We start from the raw sequence: 17,656 nt of genomic DNA on the forward strand, positions 1-17,656 counted from the left end.
GCGGCGAGGCCGATCACTCGTCGAGAATCGTGACGGGACTCCCGCAGATCCAGCACAGGCGCATCAGGATCTCGTCTGACGGATGTGGCTGCTCGTCGTCCGGATCCCACAGAAAGCCGTGCGTGATCGTCGTCTGTTCGCTGCCCGTGGCCTCGTAGCAGGCCCGGCAAGCGGCGCTCCGGCACTGCGTGCACCGGTACCCCGCTCCGGCAAGGATCACCCGGTCGGCACTCCACGCGAAGTCCGCCGTGTGCCAGGGGTGGCCGCAGTCCGGGTCGCCGCAGGAGGAGGGCGTCACATCGGTGACGGGCAGGACCGGGTAGCCGCAGCGGGCGCAGTGGGTCGGCGACGGCGTCGGCTGCGGAAGCGGCGTGCGCTCGGGTATCTCGATCAAGGAGCCGTCGGCCTCGTCGAAAATCATGATCATGTCGCGGCCGAGGTCGCGGTGCGGCGTCTCCACGATCACGTAGTGGCCCTCTCGGCGGACGTCCCGGCGGCGCAGGTACTCCAGTGCGATGGCCTCCGTCTTGACCCAGGACACCTCGTAGACGTGACCGTTGTCCTTCCTGTCCACGATGTGGTCGCTGCCCTCGACGGAGTCGGCGTAGACGCGCCACGCGCCGTACGCGCGGACGCCGGGCTCGTACGGGGACCGTTTGCGACGTCGCCACCACATGAGGTCAGTATCCACGCGCCGGCCGGGACCCGTCCCGATAGGAATTCCAGCCGGCCTCGGCCGCGCGGAACGCCTGTGCGATGTGCGACGCAGGCGGGCCTGGGCGGTGGCGTTCCGGGTTCGTGCACCATCCTTGTGACAGCCGGCGAAGAGTGAGGAGAGTCGTGCAGTTCACACCGTCGTGGGAGTCGTTGGAGGAGCGGGAGACGCCGGAGTGGTTCCCGAAGGCCAAGTTCGGGCTCTGGGGACATTGGGGGCCGCAGTGTCAGCCGGGGTTCGGGGATTGGTACGCCCGGAACATGTACCTCCCGGGCACCGACGCCTACCGGTTCCACCTGGAGCGGTACGGGCATCCGTCGCAGTTCGGGTTCAAAGACGTCATTAACGAGTGGAAGGCGGCTCGCTGGGATCCTGAGGAACTGCTCGGCCTGTACGCGCGTACGGGTGCCCGCTACTTCGTGGCCATGGCCAACCACCACGACAACCTCGACCTATGGGACAGCCCGCACCACGCGTGGAACTCGGTGCGGGTGGGCCCGCGCCGCGACATCGTGGGGGAGTGGGCCGCCGCTGCGCGCGGGCAGGGGCTGCGGTTCGGGGTGAGCGTGCACGCGGCGCACGCCTGGTCGTGGTACGAGCCGAGCCAGGGCGCCGATCCCGACGGGCCGCTGGCGGGCGTGCCGTACGACGGGCGGCTGACCAAGGCGGACGGCGCGGGCACCTGGTGGGAAGGGCTCGACCCGCAGGAGCTGTACGCCCAGAACCACCGGCCGGTCCCCGGCTTCGACCAGCCGGAGACGGTCAACCGCACCTGGGACTGGCCCGACCCCGAGCACTGGCCGGACGCCGCCTACCAGGCGAACTTCAAGGCCAGGACCCTGCAGCTGGCCGGAAAGTACCGGCCGGATCTGGTGTACTTCGACGACACCGTGCTGCCGCTGCACCAGTGCGGCCCGGTCGGGCTGGAGATCGCGGCCGAGCTGTACAACCTCAGCGAGGACATGGTCGTCTGCGGCAAGATCCTCGACGAGCGGCAGCGGCGCGCCCTCACCTGGGACGTCGAGCGCGGCGCGAGCGACCGCATCGAACCGGAGCCCTGGCAGACCTGCACCTGCCTGGGCTCGTGGCACTACGACGAGCGCAGGCTCGCCGAGCACGGCTACAAGAGCGCGGCGCAGGTGATCGGCATGCTCGCCGACGTGGTCAGCAAGAACGGCAACCTCCTGCTCAGCGTCCCGATCACCGGCGATGGCGAGATCGACGACGACGAGCGGGCGATCCTGGCCGGCATCGGCGACTGGCTCGCGGTCAACGGTGAAGCGATCTTCGACACCGTCCCCTGGAAGGTGTTCGGCGAGGGACCGTCGGCGGACGACCCGCCCGCGCTCAGGGCCCAGGGCTTCAACGAGGGCGGCGCGATGACCGCCGAGGACATCCGTTACACCGCCACCGGCACGTCCCTCTACGCCATCGCGCTCGCCGAGCCGGTTCGGGGACCGGTGGTGCTGCGGCGGCTCGGGCGGGCGTCCGGGCTGCTCGACCGGGAGATCACCGGGGTGCGCGCGCTCGGCGACGGGCGGCCCGTGACCTGGCGGCAGGAGGAGCGGGCACTGGTGATCGAGTCGGCGGCGCAGGTCCATCGCATCGATCTCGGGCCCATGCCGCATTGAGTCTGTTGTCCCCATGCGGGCGGCCGGGGGTGGCGGTCCAGCGCCCCGGACAGCAGACCGGGGGTGGCGGTCCAGCGCCCCGGACAGCAGACCGGGGGTGGTGGTCCAGCACCCGGGACACCAGGCCGGGTGGTGGGGGTCCAGCGCGCCATCACCCGGCCGTCCTCGGCAGCGGGCCGGGTGATGGCTGCGGACATCGTCACCCTGCCGCCGCGCGGCTCACGTGCCGATGTTCGCCTGCGGGCCCGCGCCCGACTGGACGATGGACGGCACCTGCGACGCCGCGTCCAGGCCGGACGCCGCCGTTGCCGTCATGGCGGATCGTGCTCGCCAGTTCCAGAGCCGGCCAGCGCTTCCACGGCCGCCAGGGACCGGCCCATCAACGAGGCGCACCACATCGGCGGCGCCGCCATCCTCATGTGCGACGCCACCATCCCCGGCCGCGGCGAGGGCCGCCTCGACGCCGAGACCCTCGCCTGAACGCGCTCCACCCTCGGCGGCCTCGACTTGCGTGTTCGACCGTGCGCGGAATGCGCCTTTCCTTATATCGGTGGTTTTCAAGGGTTGATAGGAGAGGCCAGGACGACGGTGATGTCCACGGGTTCGGTGTCGGTGCGGTAGAAATGCGGGGCGTCGCCGGCGAAGGCGAGCATATCGCCGGGGTTCAATTCCTGCGGGGCATCGACGGGTCCGGCCGTCACCCGCCCGGAGGAGACCAGCAGGTGCTCGATCGTGCCGGTCGCATGCGGCACCCCGGCCAGCTCCGTCTCGGGCGGCACCCGCAGACGCCAGATCTCCAGGCTGTTGCCGCTGCTGATGCGGCGCAGCAGCTCGCGTGAGACCTCACCCGGCGCGGCGGGCGTGCCCGGCCGGTAGACCGGGCCGGTGTCGGCCTCGCGGGCCAGCAGGTCGGCGAGCGGGATGCCCAGCGCGATGGCGATCGCGTCCAGGGTGTCGATGGTCGGGTTGCCCTTGCCCGCCTCCAGCTGCGACAAGGTGGCCTTGCTCAGCCCGGCGCGCCGCGCCGTCTCCGCCGCGCTCATGCCGCGCTGCTGGCGGCGCAGGCGGATCTTCGCGCCGATCGCGGCCGCGGTGCTGCTGACCGGCTGCCGGCCGGTGGCGGTCATCAGGCGCTCCTGTGGGCGGCGGTGTAGGAGACGCGGATGCGGCCCTTCTTGACCTTCAGCCCCGTCACGGTCACCTCGGCCAGGTCGGCGAGGCTGCGCACGTGGGTGCCGCCGCACGGCACCGCGTGCAGGTCGTCGATGTGCACCATGCGCCGCCGCTCGCCGTCGTTCCGCGCGAAAACTGGCAGATCATCCTTGATCGCCTCCACCACCGCGGCCTGCAGGGTGGCGGTCACCTCCTCCCGGCCCTGCGGATCGGCCAGCCGCGTCTCCGCCTCCGGCATCAGGAACTCGATCCGCGCCTGACCGGGGAAGTGGTTGTTGCCCACCTTCTCCCATCCCTGCCGCTGGCCCATCGCCTCGACCAGGTGTCCCGCCGTGTGCAGCGCGGCATGCAGCATCCGGGTCCGCAGGTCGATCCGCGCCCGTACGGGCTGCCCCTCGGTGAACGGCGGCAGGCTGCCGCCCTCCGGCGCCATCGCCACCACCAGGCCCGACTCGTGGTCACGTACCGGGACGATCTCCTCGTCGTCCAGCCAGCCCCGATCGGCGGGCTGCCCGCCGCCCTGCGGGTGGAACGGGCACTGCTCGACGGCCGCCCACGACGTGCCGTCCCGCTTGCCGGTCGCGATCACCCGCGTGTCGATCTCTGCCAGGTAGGTGTCGTCGAGGTAGACGCTGACCTGTTCGGTGTCCGTCCCTATTGGGTGAATCATACGTTCACTATAACGAACCACAGGCTGCGGCTGAACATATCGTTCACTTCATCGAACGGTGACCTTCTGGCCGCACGGAGGCTCATACGGCCGGTCAGGGAGGTATCGCCGCCACTGCTCGGGGGTGATGGGGTCGCCGACCGCCGCGCAGATGTCTCTGAGCACGCTCTCCGGCCTCATGTCCCAGGTGTCGACACCCGCACCGCTTCGCACGGTGTTGAGGAAGCGCCCATCCGGGCTGAAGGCGAGTGCCGAGATCGATTTCGACGACTCGCTGGGCAGGTAAGACTGCAGCTTGGGAGAGCCCGTGTCGCTCACCTCCCAGATCTCGATGCGCTCCTTGCCGGTTCCGCCGTGGTCCGCGACCAGGGCGAGAAGGGTCCCGTCGGGGCTGAAGCCGAGGGGACCGCCGTCGTTGCCCAGCGTGAGGCGGGTCACCGCTTCGGGGGACCGGGGGTTCGCGATACGCCACAGGGTCAGTGTCCCGGCGGGGTCGTAGACGGCGAGGAGCCTGCCATCCGGCCGGAACGCGATCCGCGCAGAACCTATCCCGCCCTGAACGTTCCGTTCCCACACCTTCTCGGGCCGCGCTGGGTCCGTGACATCCCACCCCTGCAACAGATCGCTGTCGTTGGCCTGTGGCTGAGCGGGATCCGTGCGGGGTGCGTCGACGAGGACGAGGGTTTCACCGTCCGGCGAGAAGGCGAACTGACTGGTGATCGCCTTGATCTGGCTGATCTCCCGCGGATGCCTGGGGTCGGCGATGTCGTAGATCCGTACGACCGGCGGTTTGCGGTTCCCCTTGACGAAGCCGCTGAGATCGGAGAGCGCAAGGATGGGCCGGGTGGGGCTGAAGGCGATCCCCTGCACACCGTTGTCCAGCTCTTCGATGGTGGCCAGCAAAGGCGCGTCTTTGGCGGCCGTGCGCAGCCGCAGACCCACGTAATCTGCTTTCTCGCCTTTCTTGTTCACCTTCTCGAACATCTCCACGTCGGCGAGCAGACGTCCGTCGGGGCTGAGGGCGATGCCGGCGCCGTAGAGCAGGCCGGGGGAGCGGGTCGCGGCCAGGACCTCGCTCTCTCGCGTGGACGTCACGTCGATGAGGAAATTCCCCGTACTCCCTTCAAGGGCGAGCAGCTCCTTGTCCCCCGCCCGGCGGTGATCGAAGTGAGCTCCGCCTCCGGGCTCTATCGGGATGACCGATTCGGCGCCGAGCTGGCCGTAGTTGTCGATGTCCCAGACGCGAACCCCACGGTTCGTGGCCTGCAACATTCTGCGAGGATGAGCGGGGTCGAACAGGACCATGCCCGCCTCGCGTTCCGTTGCCGCGGCGCCCTCTCCCGAGGCACCGGTCTTGATCGATGCGGGTTCATCGGTCCTCGTGTAGAACTGGACGTGCCAGGAGCGGCCGCAGGTCCCGACGAAATACTGGTGCGCCGGGTTGAACGCCACGGAATCCACGCTGTCGTGACAGCCGGGCAACGGCCGGTCGCCTGCCGGCCCTTTCTCTTCCGGGCCCACGCGCCTGGGGCGGCCCGGCTCGTCCAGCCGCCATAGCCGGAGCTTGTCGTAGGTGCTCCCCGCCACCGCTGCCGCGAGCAGCCGCCCATGGGGATCGAAGGCCACCCGGTGCAGTGGCTGAGGGTTCGTCCTGGTGTCGTGGCGGTACTTCGCGCCTTCGAGCACCGCGACCCGGTCGGGCCGTCCGGAGCCTGCCGCCGTCCAGATCTGGATGCGGCCGTCCACGCTCATGCTGGCGAGCAGGTCGCGTTCGGTGGACGCGGCCAGGGAGTCCACCCGCGAGGAATGCGCCTTGAGCGGCGGCAACGGTTGGGGCCTGGCGCGGTCGGCGACGTCCCAGACCCGGATCTCGCCCGCCTGCGTACCGGCGTAAAGGATCCCGCCGTCCGGGGTGAGCGCGAGCGAGTAGGCGGCCTGGTCCAGGTCGGATGCGGAGACCTGCCGGGGACGGCGGGGATCGGCGACGTCCCACAGCCGGATCCTCGTCTGCGGCCCGTACGTGACCATGGCGAGCGTCCGGCCGTCCCGGCTGAGCACGACGGGGCCGATCAGGTCGACGTCCTGCGGCTCGACCCGGCCGGAACCACCTTCGAACCGCAGCTCGACGGCCCTGCCGGCCGAGATGGCGAGGACGCGCCCGTCGCCGCTGAAGGCGAGGTCGTAGGCCGGCTCGTCCTCGTTGATCACACCGGGTGTGCGCCTGCTGTTGAGCAGCGCGCCGCGCCCCGCCTCCTTGTTCATCCGGTACGCCATCAGGCTGAGCTGCTTCGCCAGGCCGGGTTGTTCCTCGCGCAGGCTCTCGGCCTCGGCCGCGAGGTACCTGGCGAGGTCGCGTTCTGACGCCTGCTCCGCCCGCCGCTGGAAGACGAAGGAGCCGACCCCGCCGGACGCCGCGAGCACGACCAGGACCAGCAGGGACGCCATCACGATCCGGGCCCGCCGCACGCTCCGCCGCTCCTGCCGCCAGGACGCCGCGACGAACTCGGCGATCACGGGATCGGGTTCGAGCGCGCTCGCCGACGAGGACTCGGCACGCGCCCGGACGGCGGCCAGCCTGCTGCCCCGATACAGCAGCGACGGCTCCCGCCCGGCCTGCTCCCATGCCCGCGCGTCGGCGGCGAGCTGCTGCCGGGCACGCAGCCACTCTCGGTCGGCGTCCACCCACTCCGCCAGCCGTGGCCAGGCGCGCAGCAGCGCCTCATGGCTGATGCGGGCGGAGTCGTGGTCGAGCGTCAGCAGGCGAGCCTCGATGAACGCCTCCAGCGCCCGCTGCCCGGCCGCGCGGTCGGGCAGGCCCTGCAGCAGCGTGGAGCGGTCGACGGGCTGGGCGGTGTCGGCGGAGTCCTCGCCGACGCGCACCAGCCGGGGCAGCATGAGCCGCGCGGCCTCCTTCGCCTGCTGGTCGAGCTCCTCGTACGCCTTCTCGGCCGTGGTCTTGATCGCCTCCGCGATGCCGCCGGTGGCGCGGTACTGGGCGACGGTGAGCCGCGATCCGACCCGGCGCAGCCAGGTCGCCCACAGCACGTGGGACAGCAGGGGCAGCGCCCCTGCGGTCGGCTGCCGGTCGGCGGTCGCTCCGAACTCGTGCAGGATGATGTCGGCGAGACCGTCGTCGAGGATCAGCCCCGCGGCCGCCGCGGGCCCTTCGATGGCGGAACGGAGCTCGTCCGGGGTCATCGGCTCGATCAGCACCTGCCTGTCGCGCAGGGCGGTGAGCAGTTCGGGATGGGCGGCGGCCCGGCCGTAGAAGTCGGCCCGGAGCGCGAGCACCACCGGCGCCCTCGACGCCAGGGCGGTGACCGCCCGCAGGAACGCGGCCCGCTCCGACGGCACCCGGCAGAGGGTGAACAGCTCTTCCAACTGGTCGACCAGCACGATCAGCCGCTGCTCGGGCCGCCCCGCCAGCAGCCGTTCCGCCAGCTCGACGGCGTGATCGGGGCTGTCGCGCAGAGCGTCGGCGTCCTCAGGGCCGGTCCCGAACGCGGCCGCCAGCCGCCGCAGCGGGTCACCGCCGGGAGTGAGGCGCAGCGGAAGCCAAGAGGTGGTGCCCGATAAGCCCCGTTCGCGCAGACTCGCCGTGAGACCGGCATCGAGGAGTGACGTCTTCCCCGAACCCGACGGGCCCACCAAGATCAGCGGACCCGGCTCGGCCGCCTCCGCGAGCGCGGCGAACAACCGCTCCGTCATGCGGTCGCGCCCGAAGAACACGCCGGCGTCGTCCACACCGTACGCGTCGAGACCGAGGTACGGGCAGCGGCCCGGCGCGGGCTCCGGCTCCTCCTGGACCTCCGGCCTCGCGGGCACCGCCGGGTTCGGCGCGATGACGAGGTGCCCCGAGCGGTCCCCGGCCTGACGCCGTGGCAGCGGCCCCTGCCGCTCGCTCATGGCACGGAACACTCCGTCGAACACGGCGTCCAGGGTCAGCGGCTGGACCCCGCGCGGGTCGCCGTTCGTCAGCAGGTCGATGAGCGCGCCGGTGAACGCGGTGTGCTTCGCATCCGGGGGAGCGAGGGCGAGCTGCTCGGCCGAGCTCATGAGGTACATGCCGTGCGCGGGCGTCATGGGAAGGGCCGCGCCCCCTCCCAAGGACGCTCGCCCGGAGAAACAGCAGTCGAGGACGACGACGACGGACGACGCCCGGCTCGCCTCCAGGGCCTGCCGCAGCGAGGAGAACGACAGAGCCTGGTGCTCGGCCATCCCGGGAGTCAGCCGGTCGGTGCTGGACGCCGCCAGGTACAGCTCTCCGTCCGGGCCGATGAGGCCGTGCCCGATGAAGTAGACGAGCAGCACCGTTTCCGCGCGCTGCGCCTCCTCGGCGACGGCCCGTGCCATGGTCCGCGCGTCGGGCGGATCGAGCAGCGTGCGCAGGCGGTCGGGCCGTACGCCGCAGCGCTCCGTCAGGACCTTGCCGAGGTCCTCGGAGGAGGTGGCGACCGCCTTCACCGACGGCAGCCCCGGGTTCTCGTGATGCGCCGTGGCGATCAGCAGCACCCGTACGCCGGGGCCCGACAGGTCGGTCACGGCAGCGCGCGTGGCTCGGGCTCGTCGGCGTTCCGCTGATGCTGCTTGAGCAGGGCGGCGACGTCGGTCACCTGCTGCTGCAGCGCGGTGCTGTCGAGACCGGCGACGCGTTTCGCGGTCAGCTCCAGCGAGGTGCCGTCGGGGAGCGTCACCTTGATGCTCACCTCACCACGGCGGGTGCGCAGCCAGGCGACGAGCCCGGTCACGAACGCGGTCACCGCCCCGGCCGGCCCGAGCGCCACCGACAGCGCCTCCAGCAGCGGACCCAGGGTGCCGGGCTCCGGCGGCCGTTCCACGCCGTCGATCCGCCCGCGTAACTCGGGAGCATCGCTCAGCCAGTCTCGCAGGGAACGGAGTAAATCTCCTCGATCGGAGCCTTCCGCGATGACCGTGACGTCCATGGGTTTCCCGTCCTCGCCTGAGATGGTCCTTTGCCGCGCCGGAGGTGTTCGCCGCCTCTCTGGTGGCTTAACGGAGATCATCACTTCGATCCTAATGACGGCGGATCATTTCGCGTGGTCGCGCTTTCCGCGCCGTTGCTCTTTCGGTGATCGCGCACATGCTGACCTGTTGTGATGGCGGCACTGTCACCAGACGTAGGACCGGCTTCACTGATGTCGATCTTGACGCGCATATCTCCGTCTGGCTTGATCGTGGGGTTTCGTCTTCACGAGAAGCGGAGGTGTGCGTGCGCTTCTTATCCTCTGTCCGGCGCAGGTCCATCGCGTCACGATCGTCCGTGATCGGTGGAGTTCTGGCTCTGGCCGCCGGCCTGGTCGTCGCCGTGGCGCCCACGGCCGCGGCCGACGATACCTTGACCGACCTCGGGCCCGTCCCCTCGAACCGCAACGACATCGTCGTCGCGGGTGACAAGGTCGTCGTGTCCCTCGACGATCGCATCGTCTTCACCGACAGGAAGGGCGAGGTCGAGGAAACGATCACCGATGTTTCCGGCGCCCACGGACTGATCGCGACAGCTGACGGCACCCGCGTGTACGCGGCGCTGTCCGGCTCCGGAGAGGTGGCCGAGATCGACATCGCCACGCGGGAGATCGCGCGGCGCATCAACCTCAGCGACTACGGCTGCCCTTACGATCTGGCGCTCACCGGCGACCGCCTGTGGGTCGCCTATTCCTGCGGCGAGAGGGGCGTGCTGGGCCTCGACCTCTCCACACCGGAGTCCGAGCCGGTGAACGTCGACACCTCGCTGCTGAAGGCGGGTCCGCTCATCGCGGCGGCCGGCGACACGCTGGTCCTGGGCGAAACGCTGAGCCCTGCCGACTTGTTCGTCTACGACGTGAGCGGCGCCGCTCCCGTCCTGCGCGGCGAGATCGACGGACACGCCCACGATCATCACGGCTTGGATGACGTCGCGGTCACTCCGGACGGCTCGTACATCATCTCGGCGTTCACGCTTCCTGATGCCTTCAGCATGTGGGACGCCGTCACCTTGACCAAGGTGCGCGACTACCAGAAGGGACCCGAGGCCGAGGGCTACCCCCGGTCCGTCGCGATCAGCCCGGACGGCGCCTACATCGCGGGCGGGCGCACACTGGGCTTCGGGATGACGGTGTACGACAGGGCGTCGGGCGCCGAACTCTTCACCGCGAACCCTCCCAAGGGCGAAGTGGCACGCGGAAGCAGCGCCTACGCCGGCCGTGACATCTACAGCCTGGTGCAGGCGGACGAGCGCATCTACCTGTGGCGGCTGCACGACGTGACCCTGCCGGAGAGTTCCCTGACGCTGACGGCGGAGCCCGGCGCGACGGTGCACGTCCCGTTCACCATGACAGGACGGCTGACCTTCCCCGACGGCACGGCCCCGGGCGCGCAGCCCCTCATCGTGACCCGCACGGCCGGCGACGGCACCACCGAGACCCTGCCCGGCGTGACCACCGCCGAGGACGGCACCTACACGATCACCGACACACCCCCGGCCGGCGGTCAGACCACCTACACCGTGCTGTGGGACGGAGACGGCAAGCGCCGGTGGAGCAAGGCGTCGGTCACCATGATGGTCAGATACCAGGCCGTGCTCACGCTGAACGGACCGGCCACCGCGGTCGCCGGCACAACGCTGCTGCTCTGGGGATCGCTGGAAGCCGTGGGCACCGACCGGCCGGAGAACGTCTGGATATCGATGGAACGCACCCGCAAGAGCGACGGCCAGACCGTCACCGGCAACATCTACCAGGGCGGCATCGGCACGTTCACCTTCAGAGACAGCCCGGAGCCCGGCGAGTACACCTACACGCTGCGATGGCCCGGCGACTCGCGCACGGGACCGGCGGAGGCCAGCCACACGGTCATCATCGAAGCACCCGCGGGCTGACCTCGCACCGCCGCTGGGGCCTGCCGGCGTTCAGAAGGCGCGCTCGTGGTGGATGTGCTGGGGGAGCAGGTCGAGGAACGCGTGCAGCGCCCGCGTCGGCTTGTGCCGGGCCGAGCGGATCGCACAGAGCGTCCAGGACAGCCGCTTCCCGTCCAGGCGCAGCGCCCGCACGCCCGGCGGTACGCCGAGCGCCTCGGGCAGGAGCGCCACGCCGAGGCCGTGGGCGACGTACTGGGGGATCGTGGTGATGTCGGAGACCTCGACCCGCACCTGCCGGGTGAGCGCCGAGCGGGCGAACGCCTCGTCCACCCGGTGCCGCTGGCCGAACCCCAGCGGCATGTCGATGAACGGCTCGCCCGCGACGTCGGCCAGGCTCACCGCCTCGCGCCGCGCCAGCGGGTGGTCCTCGGGGACGAGGAGCCGCAGGTCGTACCTCTTGATCGGTACGACGTGCAGGTGCTCGTCGCGCAGGTGCGTGCCGACGAAGGCCACGTCCATGCGGCCCTCCTTGATGTGCTCGGCCAGCCCCGCCGTTCCGCGCTGCGACATGGAGATGCGCAGCAGCACGCCCGGGTGCCTGCGGTGGAAGTCGCCGGCCAGCGCGGGCACGTCCACGATGGTCATGCTGGTCAGCATGCCGACGGTGAGGCTGCCGCGCAGGCCGGACGAGACCGGCTCGACGGCGGCGCGCGCCCGGTCGAGGGCCTCCAGCGCGGCCCTGGCCTCGGGCAGGAACGCCGACCCCGCCTCGGTGAGATGCACCGATCGGGTCGAACGCGACACCAGCTCGACGCGCAGCTCGCTCTCCAGTGCCTTGATGCCCGCCGACAGCGTCGACTGCGTGACCTGGAGGCGCTGGGCGGCGCGGGTGAAGTTCATCTCCTCGGCCACCGCGATGAAGTACTCCAGCCTGCGCTCGTCCATGCCGCCCTCCCTCATCTATCGAAGCACACGATAACGGCATCGGAACTCTTCGTTGGACGCGATAGGTCAGCGTCGGTGAGAGTGGGCATGCGGCTCTCGACATGCAGGCCGCCATCCACGACATCGCGACGAAGGACGACTCATGCGCGTATTTCTCACCGGCGGCACCGGCTACGTCGGCGCGGCGGTCCTCCACAGGCTGGTAACTGCGGGGCACCAGGTCACCGCACTGGTCCGCGACCCGGACAAGGCGGAGATCGTAAGAGACAGGGGAGCGGAGCCCGTCATCGGCGACCTGGCCGACGGCCCCTCCGTGCGACGGTTCGCCGACGCCGCCGACGGCGTCATCCACACGGCGCTCCCCGCCGACGGATCCAGCGCGCGGATCGACGACTCGGCGGCGACGAGCATCCTCGCCGCGCTCGAGGGCAGCGACCGGCCGTACGTCCACACCACGGGGGCGTGGGTGCACGGCAGCGGCGCCGCGATCACCGAGTCGAGCCCGATGAACCCGCCGCGCCTGACCGCCTGGCGGGTGCCGATCGGGGAACGCGTGCTCGCCGCGCCGGGCGTGCGCGGCGTCGTGATCGCCCCCGCCCTGGTCTACGGCCACGGCGGCGGGCTGGTGAACCTGGTCGCCGCCGGGCCGCGCACCGAGGGGGACGCACCGGCCCTCACCATGATCGGCCACGGCGACCAGCACTGGGCCACGGTGCACGTCGACGACCTCGCCGACCTCTACGTACGGGCGCTGGAAGGCGCACCCGCGGGCTCGTACTTCATCGGCGCGAGCGGCGTGAACCCCACCGTCCGCGAGATCACCGAGGCCGTGAGCCGGACGATCGGCCTGGACGGCCGGGTCGCCCCTGAGACGGTGGTCCAGACGCTGGAACGCCTCGGGCTGCTCGGCGAGGCCCTGCTGCTCGACCAGCAGGCCGGCGGGGAGGCCGCGCGGCGGATCCTCGGCTGGGCCCCGGAGCGTCCGTCGATCCTCGACGACATCGCCGCGGGCGCGCTCGCCGCCGCCTCCTGACGCACACCGACCCAGGGGAGGCTCCATGACCTCGACCACCATGTCTCGCCGGGCGCCCGCCCGGTCACCGTCCCGCTCGCGCGTCCTGGCCGTGGTCGCGGCCGTCGCGGCGGGCACCGTCGTACCGGTGCAGTCCCGCCTGAACGCCGAGCTGAGCCACCGGCTCGGCGACGGGATCGCCGCCGCGGCCATCAGCTTCACCGGCGGCCTGATCATCATGAGCGTGCTCGCACTCTTCCTGCCGGGGCTGCGCCGGGCGCTCAAGGACGTGCCCGCCGCCACGCGCGAGCGCGGCCTGCCCCGCCGCTACCTGCTGGCGGGCGTGCTGGGCGGGACGTTCGCGCTGGCGCAGTCCACGGTGGCGCTCGTCACGGGGATCGCGGTGTTCACCGTGTCGGCCATCGCGGGACAGACCATCGGCGGGCTGATCGTCGACGCGCCGGGGCGTCGGCGGCGGCGTCAAGCAGCGGCCCAGCGTCCATCGCCTGGCGGGCGCGCTCCTCACGCTGGTGGCCGCGGTGGTCTCCGCCCTGCCGGGGCTCTCCGGCGTGCCGTCGGCGGCCACGGTGCTGTTCCCCGCGCTGCTCGCCGTGTTCGGCGGTCTCCTGCTGGGGTTGCAGCAGGCCATGAACGGCGCCACCGGGGCGGCGGTCGCCTCGCCGCTCGCCGCCACCTGGGTGAACTTCGCCGTCGGGTCGATCTTCCTCGGCCTCGCCCTGACCGCCAAGACCCTGGCCGGCGGACCATCCGGCCCCGCGCAGCCCACCGCGTGGTGGATGTATCTCGGCGGCCTGTGCGGGGTGGTGTTCATCGGCACCGCCGCCGTGCTCGTCCGCAGAATCGGCGTGCTCCTGCTGGGTATGGCATCGATCGCCGGGCAGCTCGCGGGCTCGATCGTCCTGGACGCCGTGCTGCCGTCCGGTGATCACGCGCCGGGCGCGTTCACCGTCGCCGGCGCGCTCCTCACCTTCGCGGCCGTCTCGATCGCCGCCCGCCGCACGCCGGCCGCCAAGACCTCCTGAACCACGAGAAGGAAGAACCATGTCGTACGAACGCATCCTGATCAAGGGCGCGTACCTGATGACGCAGGACGAAAAGCTCGGCGACCTCGTCGGGGACGTCCTCATCGCCGATGGAACGATCCAGGCGATCGGCCGCGACCTCCAGGACGACCGCGCCCGCGTGATCGACGGCTCCGGCAGCGCCGTGCTCCCCGGCTTCATCGACACCCACCGCCACAACTGGCAGGGAGCGCTGCGCAGCCTGGGCCCGTCCTGGACCTACCAGGAGTACCGCAACGCCATCCAGATCGGCCTCGGCCAGTACTTCGAGCCCGAGGACGTCTACATCGGCAACCTCGCCGCCGACCTGCTCTCCATCGACGCCGGCGTCACCACGGTGCGCGACGAGTCGCACATCAGCAACAGCTCCGAGCACACCGACGCCGCCATCAACGCGCACTGGGACTCGGGCATCCGCGCCGTCTTCGACCACGGCTGGCCGTCAACGGAGGCCGAGGAGTGGCAGTTCGGCAGCGCGAGGACGCACCCTGAGGACATCAGGCGCGTACGCGCCGAGGTGCTCGCCGACGACACCGCCCGCGTCACGCTCAACGCGATGCTCCGCGGCCCCGAACTGTCCACGTTCGAGGTGGCCGAGCACGACATCCGGCTCGCCAGGGAGCTCGGGCTCCGCATCAGCATGCACGTGGGTCTCGGCGAATGGGGCGCCAAGCAGCAGGCCATCCGCAAGCTGGCCGAGGCGGGGCTGCTCGGCTCCGACATGACGTTCATCCACTGCTGCACCTCGACCGACGAGGAGCTGCGGATGCTCGCCGATCACGGCGCCACCGCGTCCGTGGCCTCCGCGCTGGAGGTCTTCATGCCGGGGCTCGGCCAGCCGGCGACCAACCGGCTGCTCGCCGCGGGCGTACGCCCGAGCCTGAGCGTCGACACCGAGACCATCGTCAGTGGCGACATGTTCGGCGTCATGCGGGCGGCGCTCGCCTACCAGCAGCTCGTCATCGCCGGGGCGGCCGGCCCGATGGACCGCGCCCCCGGCCTGCCCACCTTCGGCTCCGCGGACCTGATCTCGTTCGCCACCATCGAGGGCGCGCGGGCCTGCGGGATCGACCACCGTACGGGGAGCCTGACGCCCGGCAAACAGGCCGACCTGATCATGATCAGGCTCGACCACGCGAACCTGCTGCCCGCCACCGACGTCGCGGCCGCGATCGTCGCGGGCGGTCACGCGGGCAATGTGGACACCGTGCTCGTCGGCGGCCGGGTCCTGAAGGAGGGCGGTGTGCTGAAGGGTGGTGAGACGGTGTTCGAGCAGGCGGCGGCATCCCGCGACCGCCTGTTCCGCGCCGCCGGCTACCCGCCGCAGTAGCCGTCCAGGCGGAAGCGCACCAACTTCGCACCAACGTGGGTTCGTACGATCGGCGGCCATGTCGTATTCGCCCCACAAACCGTTGCTCGCGTCGATCCTCGCTCTCGTCCTGGCCGGTGGCGGTGGCGCCACCGCCTGCGCGTTGCCGCCCCAGCCGGGGCGCGGCGGCGACGACGGCGCGCGTACGGGGGCGACGGCGCCGGAGGAGAACGAGCCGGAGAAGGAGCGAGCGGCCGTCCGGCTGGCCTCCTACAAAGGCGAGGACCTCTGCTCGATCTTCCCCGCCGCTCTGCTGAAGAAGCTGGTGCCGAACGCGGAGGAGAACCCCGCCGACGACACCTCCACGCTGTCGTCCGCCGAGAGCACCTGCGAGTGGAACTCGGGCGAGCAGCCGAGCGGCAGGATCGATCACAAGCGCCACCTCGAGGTGAGCCTGCTCACCTACGACAAGGCCCAGGGCGGTTTCAACGCGCAGCGGCACTTCGGCATCAAGAAGCAGGACACCCAGGAGATGCTGGCGGACCCGCCTCCGGGGACCAGGTTCGGCAGGCTGACCAGCGTTCCCGGCCTGGGTGAGTCGTCGTACGCGTTCACGACCGTGGACACCGGCACGCCCACGAAGAGCGTGGACGCCGAGGTGACCTTCGAGCTCTCCGGCGCTCTGGTGATCCTCCGCTACAGCGGGTACGACAGCCTGCCCGGCCTGAACGGCGGCTACCGGCGGCTTCCCGAGTCGCAGGTGATGAGCTCCGCGCAGCAGGCGGCGAAGGCGTTCGCCGCCGCGCTGCTGAAGGGCGGCACCCGGAGGGACGACGACAGCGGCGAGGCCGGCCGGATCACCGCCGCTTCCAGGGGGCAGGACGTGTGCAAGGCGCTCCCGGCGGAGACCGTGCGCAAGTACGTCGGTAAGGCCAGGACGAGCGCCCGCAACAACGAGTACTCCGACGAGCGCTGGGCGGTGTGCAGCTGGAGCAGCACCTTCGAGCCCGACGGCAGCGGCGAGACCGCGTACGACATGGTGGACCTGCGGGTCCAGGTCACGACCATGAAGAAGGGAGCCGCCGCGGCCCGTGTCGAGTTCCGGGAGAAGAAGAAGGCCGCCGCGGCCACGCCCGCCGGGGTGTCCGAGCGGCTGACGAAGGACAGCGGGCCGGTGGCGGTGGCGGGCATCGGCGAGGAGGCGTTCGTCCAGATCAAGACGAGTACGCAGATCGTCAACCGGCGCGAGGCGGTCCTCGTCTACCGGGTGGGCGGTCAGGTCGTCCAGGTGACGTTCGGCGGTCTGTCGACCGTGGCCACGACCGCCGGCCCGGACTCCGGCACTACGGCCCTCAGCCAGGAGCGGGTGCTGAACCCGGTCAAGGACGTCGCCAAGCAACTGGCCGCGCGCACCACCGGCAGGTGACGCCCGCACGCCCCGTGTATCGCACGGGGCGTGGGTCCAGCGTGAGGCGGCGTCAGCGGGCGAGCGACTCCTCCTGGCGAGTACGCAGGGTGGACAGCGCCCAGCGGCCCGGGCCGAGTACGGCGATCAGCAGGAAACCCCAGCAGAACAGGGCGGCCTTCTCGCCGCCGTTCTCGATGGGGAACAACGCCTGCGGCTGGTGGACGACGAAGTAGGCGTAGGCCATGGTGCCCGAGCAGATCACCGCGGCGACGCGGGTGGCCACGCCGAGAAGCACCAGTCCGCCGGCGACGAGCTCGATGACGGCGGCGTACCAGCCCGGCCATTCCGCGAACGCCGGTGGCGCGCCGCCCTGCGGCCCGCCGGGAACGCCGAAGAGAGTGGCGGCGCCGTGGCAGGCGAACAGCAGACCGAGCACCATTCTGTAGAGGGCCAGGAAGAGATCCTGCCGCTCTTTGACCAGTGTTTCCATGGCGGGCGTCCTTTCTCGGCAGGGCTCTCACCGTGCCGCCTTGTGTCATCTCCACAAGCCGGATGAAAAGTCGTGGGAGCGCTCCCAAAAAGGTCAACTCTCGGGCTGTGTCATGTCAACTCGGGGTGGTCAGGAAAGAACGGCCGAAGGCGTGAGAAAGCGGCTTTGACTTGGTTCAACGGCGCGCCGCTAAAACTTTCGGCAAGGTGAAAATTTCATCGGCATCGGAGGGGCCCATTGGGTCGAAGCCGCACGTCGAGCGGGGCGTGTCGGAAGGCCGGGGCGGCGGGTCGCCGGTGCCGGTTCTCACGAGCCTTTTCCCGCCGCCGTGTTAGCGCTAACTTGGCGCTGTAAGGCGAAGTGATCTC

At 70.8% G+C, this 17,656-nt stretch carries 13 protein-coding genes and 1 pseudogene; 7 read left to right on the forward strand and 7 right to left on the reverse strand.

The features are described from left to right. Positions 1-13 precede the first annotated feature (13 nt). Positions 14-676, reverse strand: a complete 663-nt coding sequence (locus tag ACFMQL_RS33325) for a hypothetical protein (RefSeq protein ID WP_364051814.1) — start codon at positions 674-676, stop codon at positions 14-16. 164 nt (positions 677-840) lie between these two features. Here ACFMQL_RS33325 and ACFMQL_RS33330 point away from each other — a divergent pair, with 164 nt between their 5' ends. Further along, positions 841-2,346 (forward strand): alpha-L-fucosidase, encoded by a 1,506-nt coding sequence (locus ACFMQL_RS33330; RefSeq protein ID WP_378788728.1) that lies wholly within the window; start codon positions 841-843, stop codon positions 2,344-2,346. 557 nt (positions 2,347-2,903) lie between these two features. Here the strand turns inward: ACFMQL_RS33330 and ACFMQL_RS33335 are convergent. The 4 genes from ACFMQL_RS33335 to ACFMQL_RS33350 are packed head-to-tail and all read right to left on the reverse strand — an operon-like array spanning position 2,904 to position 9,132. Further along, entirely contained in the window at positions 2,904-3,473 is a 570-nt protein-coding gene (locus ACFMQL_RS33335) for a helix-turn-helix domain-containing protein (protein WP_378788730.1), read from the reverse strand. Beyond that, on the reverse strand, positions 3,473-4,189 hold the full coding sequence (locus ACFMQL_RS33340) for a hypothetical protein (protein ID WP_364051805.1): 717 nt from the start codon (positions 4,187-4,189) through the stop codon (positions 3,473-3,475). Before ACFMQL_RS33340 ends, ACFMQL_RS33335 begins: the two co-directional genes overlap by 1 nt. 48 nt (positions 4,190-4,237) lie before the next feature. After that, positions 4,238-8,731, reverse strand: a complete 4,494-nt coding sequence (locus ACFMQL_RS33345) for an AAA family ATPase (protein ID WP_378788733.1) — start codon at positions 8,729-8,731, stop codon at positions 4,238-4,240. Beyond that, entirely contained in the window at positions 8,728-9,132 is a 405-nt protein-coding gene (locus ACFMQL_RS33350) for a hypothetical protein (RefSeq protein ID WP_364051799.1), read from the reverse strand. Before ACFMQL_RS33350 ends, ACFMQL_RS33345 begins: the two co-directional genes overlap by 4 nt. A 338-nt stretch (positions 9,133-9,470) precedes the next feature. On the opposite strand from ACFMQL_RS33350, the gene ACFMQL_RS33355 reads away from it, so the two are divergent. After that, the gene (locus ACFMQL_RS33355) at positions 9,471-11,063 is read left to right on the forward strand and encodes a hypothetical protein (protein ID WP_378788735.1); all 1,593 of its coding nucleotides are present in this window, start codon (positions 9,471-9,473) and stop codon (positions 11,061-11,063) included. A 30-nt stretch (positions 11,064-11,093) separates the two neighbouring features. Here ACFMQL_RS33355 and ACFMQL_RS33360 read toward each other — a convergent pair whose 3' ends face one another. Then, entirely contained in the window at positions 11,094-11,987 is an 894-nt protein-coding gene (locus ACFMQL_RS33360; protein WP_364051793.1) for a LysR substrate-binding domain-containing protein, read from the reverse strand. 142 nt (positions 11,988-12,129) lie between these two features. On the opposite strand from ACFMQL_RS33360, the gene ACFMQL_RS33365 reads away from it, so the two are divergent. From ACFMQL_RS33365 to ACFMQL_RS33385, 5 genes and pseudogenes are all read left to right on the forward strand, one after another. Then, positions 12,130-13,020, forward strand: a complete 891-nt coding sequence (locus ACFMQL_RS33365) for an NAD-dependent epimerase/dehydratase family protein (protein ID WP_378788737.1) — start codon at positions 12,130-12,132, stop codon at positions 13,018-13,020. A gap of 40 nt (positions 13,021-13,060) precedes the next feature. Next, positions 13,061-13,405 (forward strand): annotated as a pseudogene (locus ACFMQL_RS33370) (DMT family transporter); the annotation flags it as partial. A gap of 124 nt (positions 13,406-13,529) precedes the next feature. Further along, entirely contained in the window at positions 13,530-14,042 is a 513-nt protein-coding gene (locus ACFMQL_RS33375; RefSeq protein WP_378788739.1) for a DMT family transporter, read from the forward strand. Between the two features lie 19 nt (positions 14,043-14,061). After that, complete coding sequence (locus ACFMQL_RS33380) at positions 14,062-15,411, forward strand: amidohydrolase family protein (protein ID WP_364051784.1); 1,350 nt, start codon at positions 14,062-14,064, stop codon at positions 15,409-15,411. 58 nt (positions 15,412-15,469) lie between these two features. Then, on the forward strand, positions 15,470-16,816 hold the full coding sequence (locus tag ACFMQL_RS33385) for a hypothetical protein (RefSeq protein ID WP_364051781.1): 1,347 nt from the start codon (positions 15,470-15,472) through the stop codon (positions 16,814-16,816). Positions 16,817-16,868: 52 nt separating this feature from the next. Here the strand turns inward: ACFMQL_RS33385 and ACFMQL_RS33390 are convergent, their stop codons facing one another. Beyond that, positions 16,869-17,288 (reverse strand): DoxX family protein, encoded by a 420-nt coding sequence (locus tag ACFMQL_RS33390; protein WP_364051778.1) that lies wholly within the window; start codon positions 17,286-17,288, stop codon positions 16,869-16,871. Between the last annotated feature and the right edge of the window lie 368 nt (positions 17,289-17,656).

The sequence above is a fragment of the Nonomuraea fastidiosa genome (assembly GCF_042751225.1).
GTDB classification, from domain to species: domain Bacteria; phylum Actinomycetota; class Actinomycetes; order Streptosporangiales; family Streptosporangiaceae; genus Nonomuraea; species Nonomuraea fastidiosa.

Coding starts and splice junctions, on each gene's coding strand:
- ACFMQL_RS33325 (WP_364051814.1), bottom strand. CDS start 676: ATGTGGTGGCGACGTCGCAAACGGTCCCCGTACGAGCCCGGCGTCCGC.
- ACFMQL_RS33335 (WP_378788730.1), bottom strand. CDS start 3,473: ATGACCGCCACCGGCCGGCAGCCGGTCAGCAGCACCGCGGCCGCGATC.
- ACFMQL_RS33340 (WP_364051805.1), bottom strand. CDS start 4,189: ATGATTCACCCAATAGGGACGGACACCGAACAGGTCAGCGTCTACCTC.
- ACFMQL_RS33350 (WP_364051799.1), bottom strand. CDS start 9,132: ATGGACGTCACGGTCATCGCGGAAGGCTCCGATCGAGGAGATTTACTC.
- ACFMQL_RS33360 (WP_364051793.1), bottom strand. CDS start 11,987: ATGGACGAGCGCAGGCTGGAGTACTTCATCGCGGTGGCCGAGGAGATG.
- ACFMQL_RS33365 (WP_378788737.1), top strand. CDS start 12,130: ATGCGCGTATTTCTCACCGGCGGCACCGGCTACGTCGGCGCGGCGGTC.
- ACFMQL_RS33380 (WP_364051784.1), top strand. CDS start 14,062: ATGTCGTACGAACGCATCCTGATCAAGGGCGCGTACCTGATGACGCAG.
- ACFMQL_RS33385 (WP_364051781.1), top strand. CDS start 15,470: ATGTCGTATTCGCCCCACAAACCGTTGCTCGCGTCGATCCTCGCTCTC.
- ACFMQL_RS33390 (WP_364051778.1), bottom strand. CDS start 17,288: ATGGAAACACTGGTCAAAGAGCGGCAGGATCTCTTCCTGGCCCTCTAC.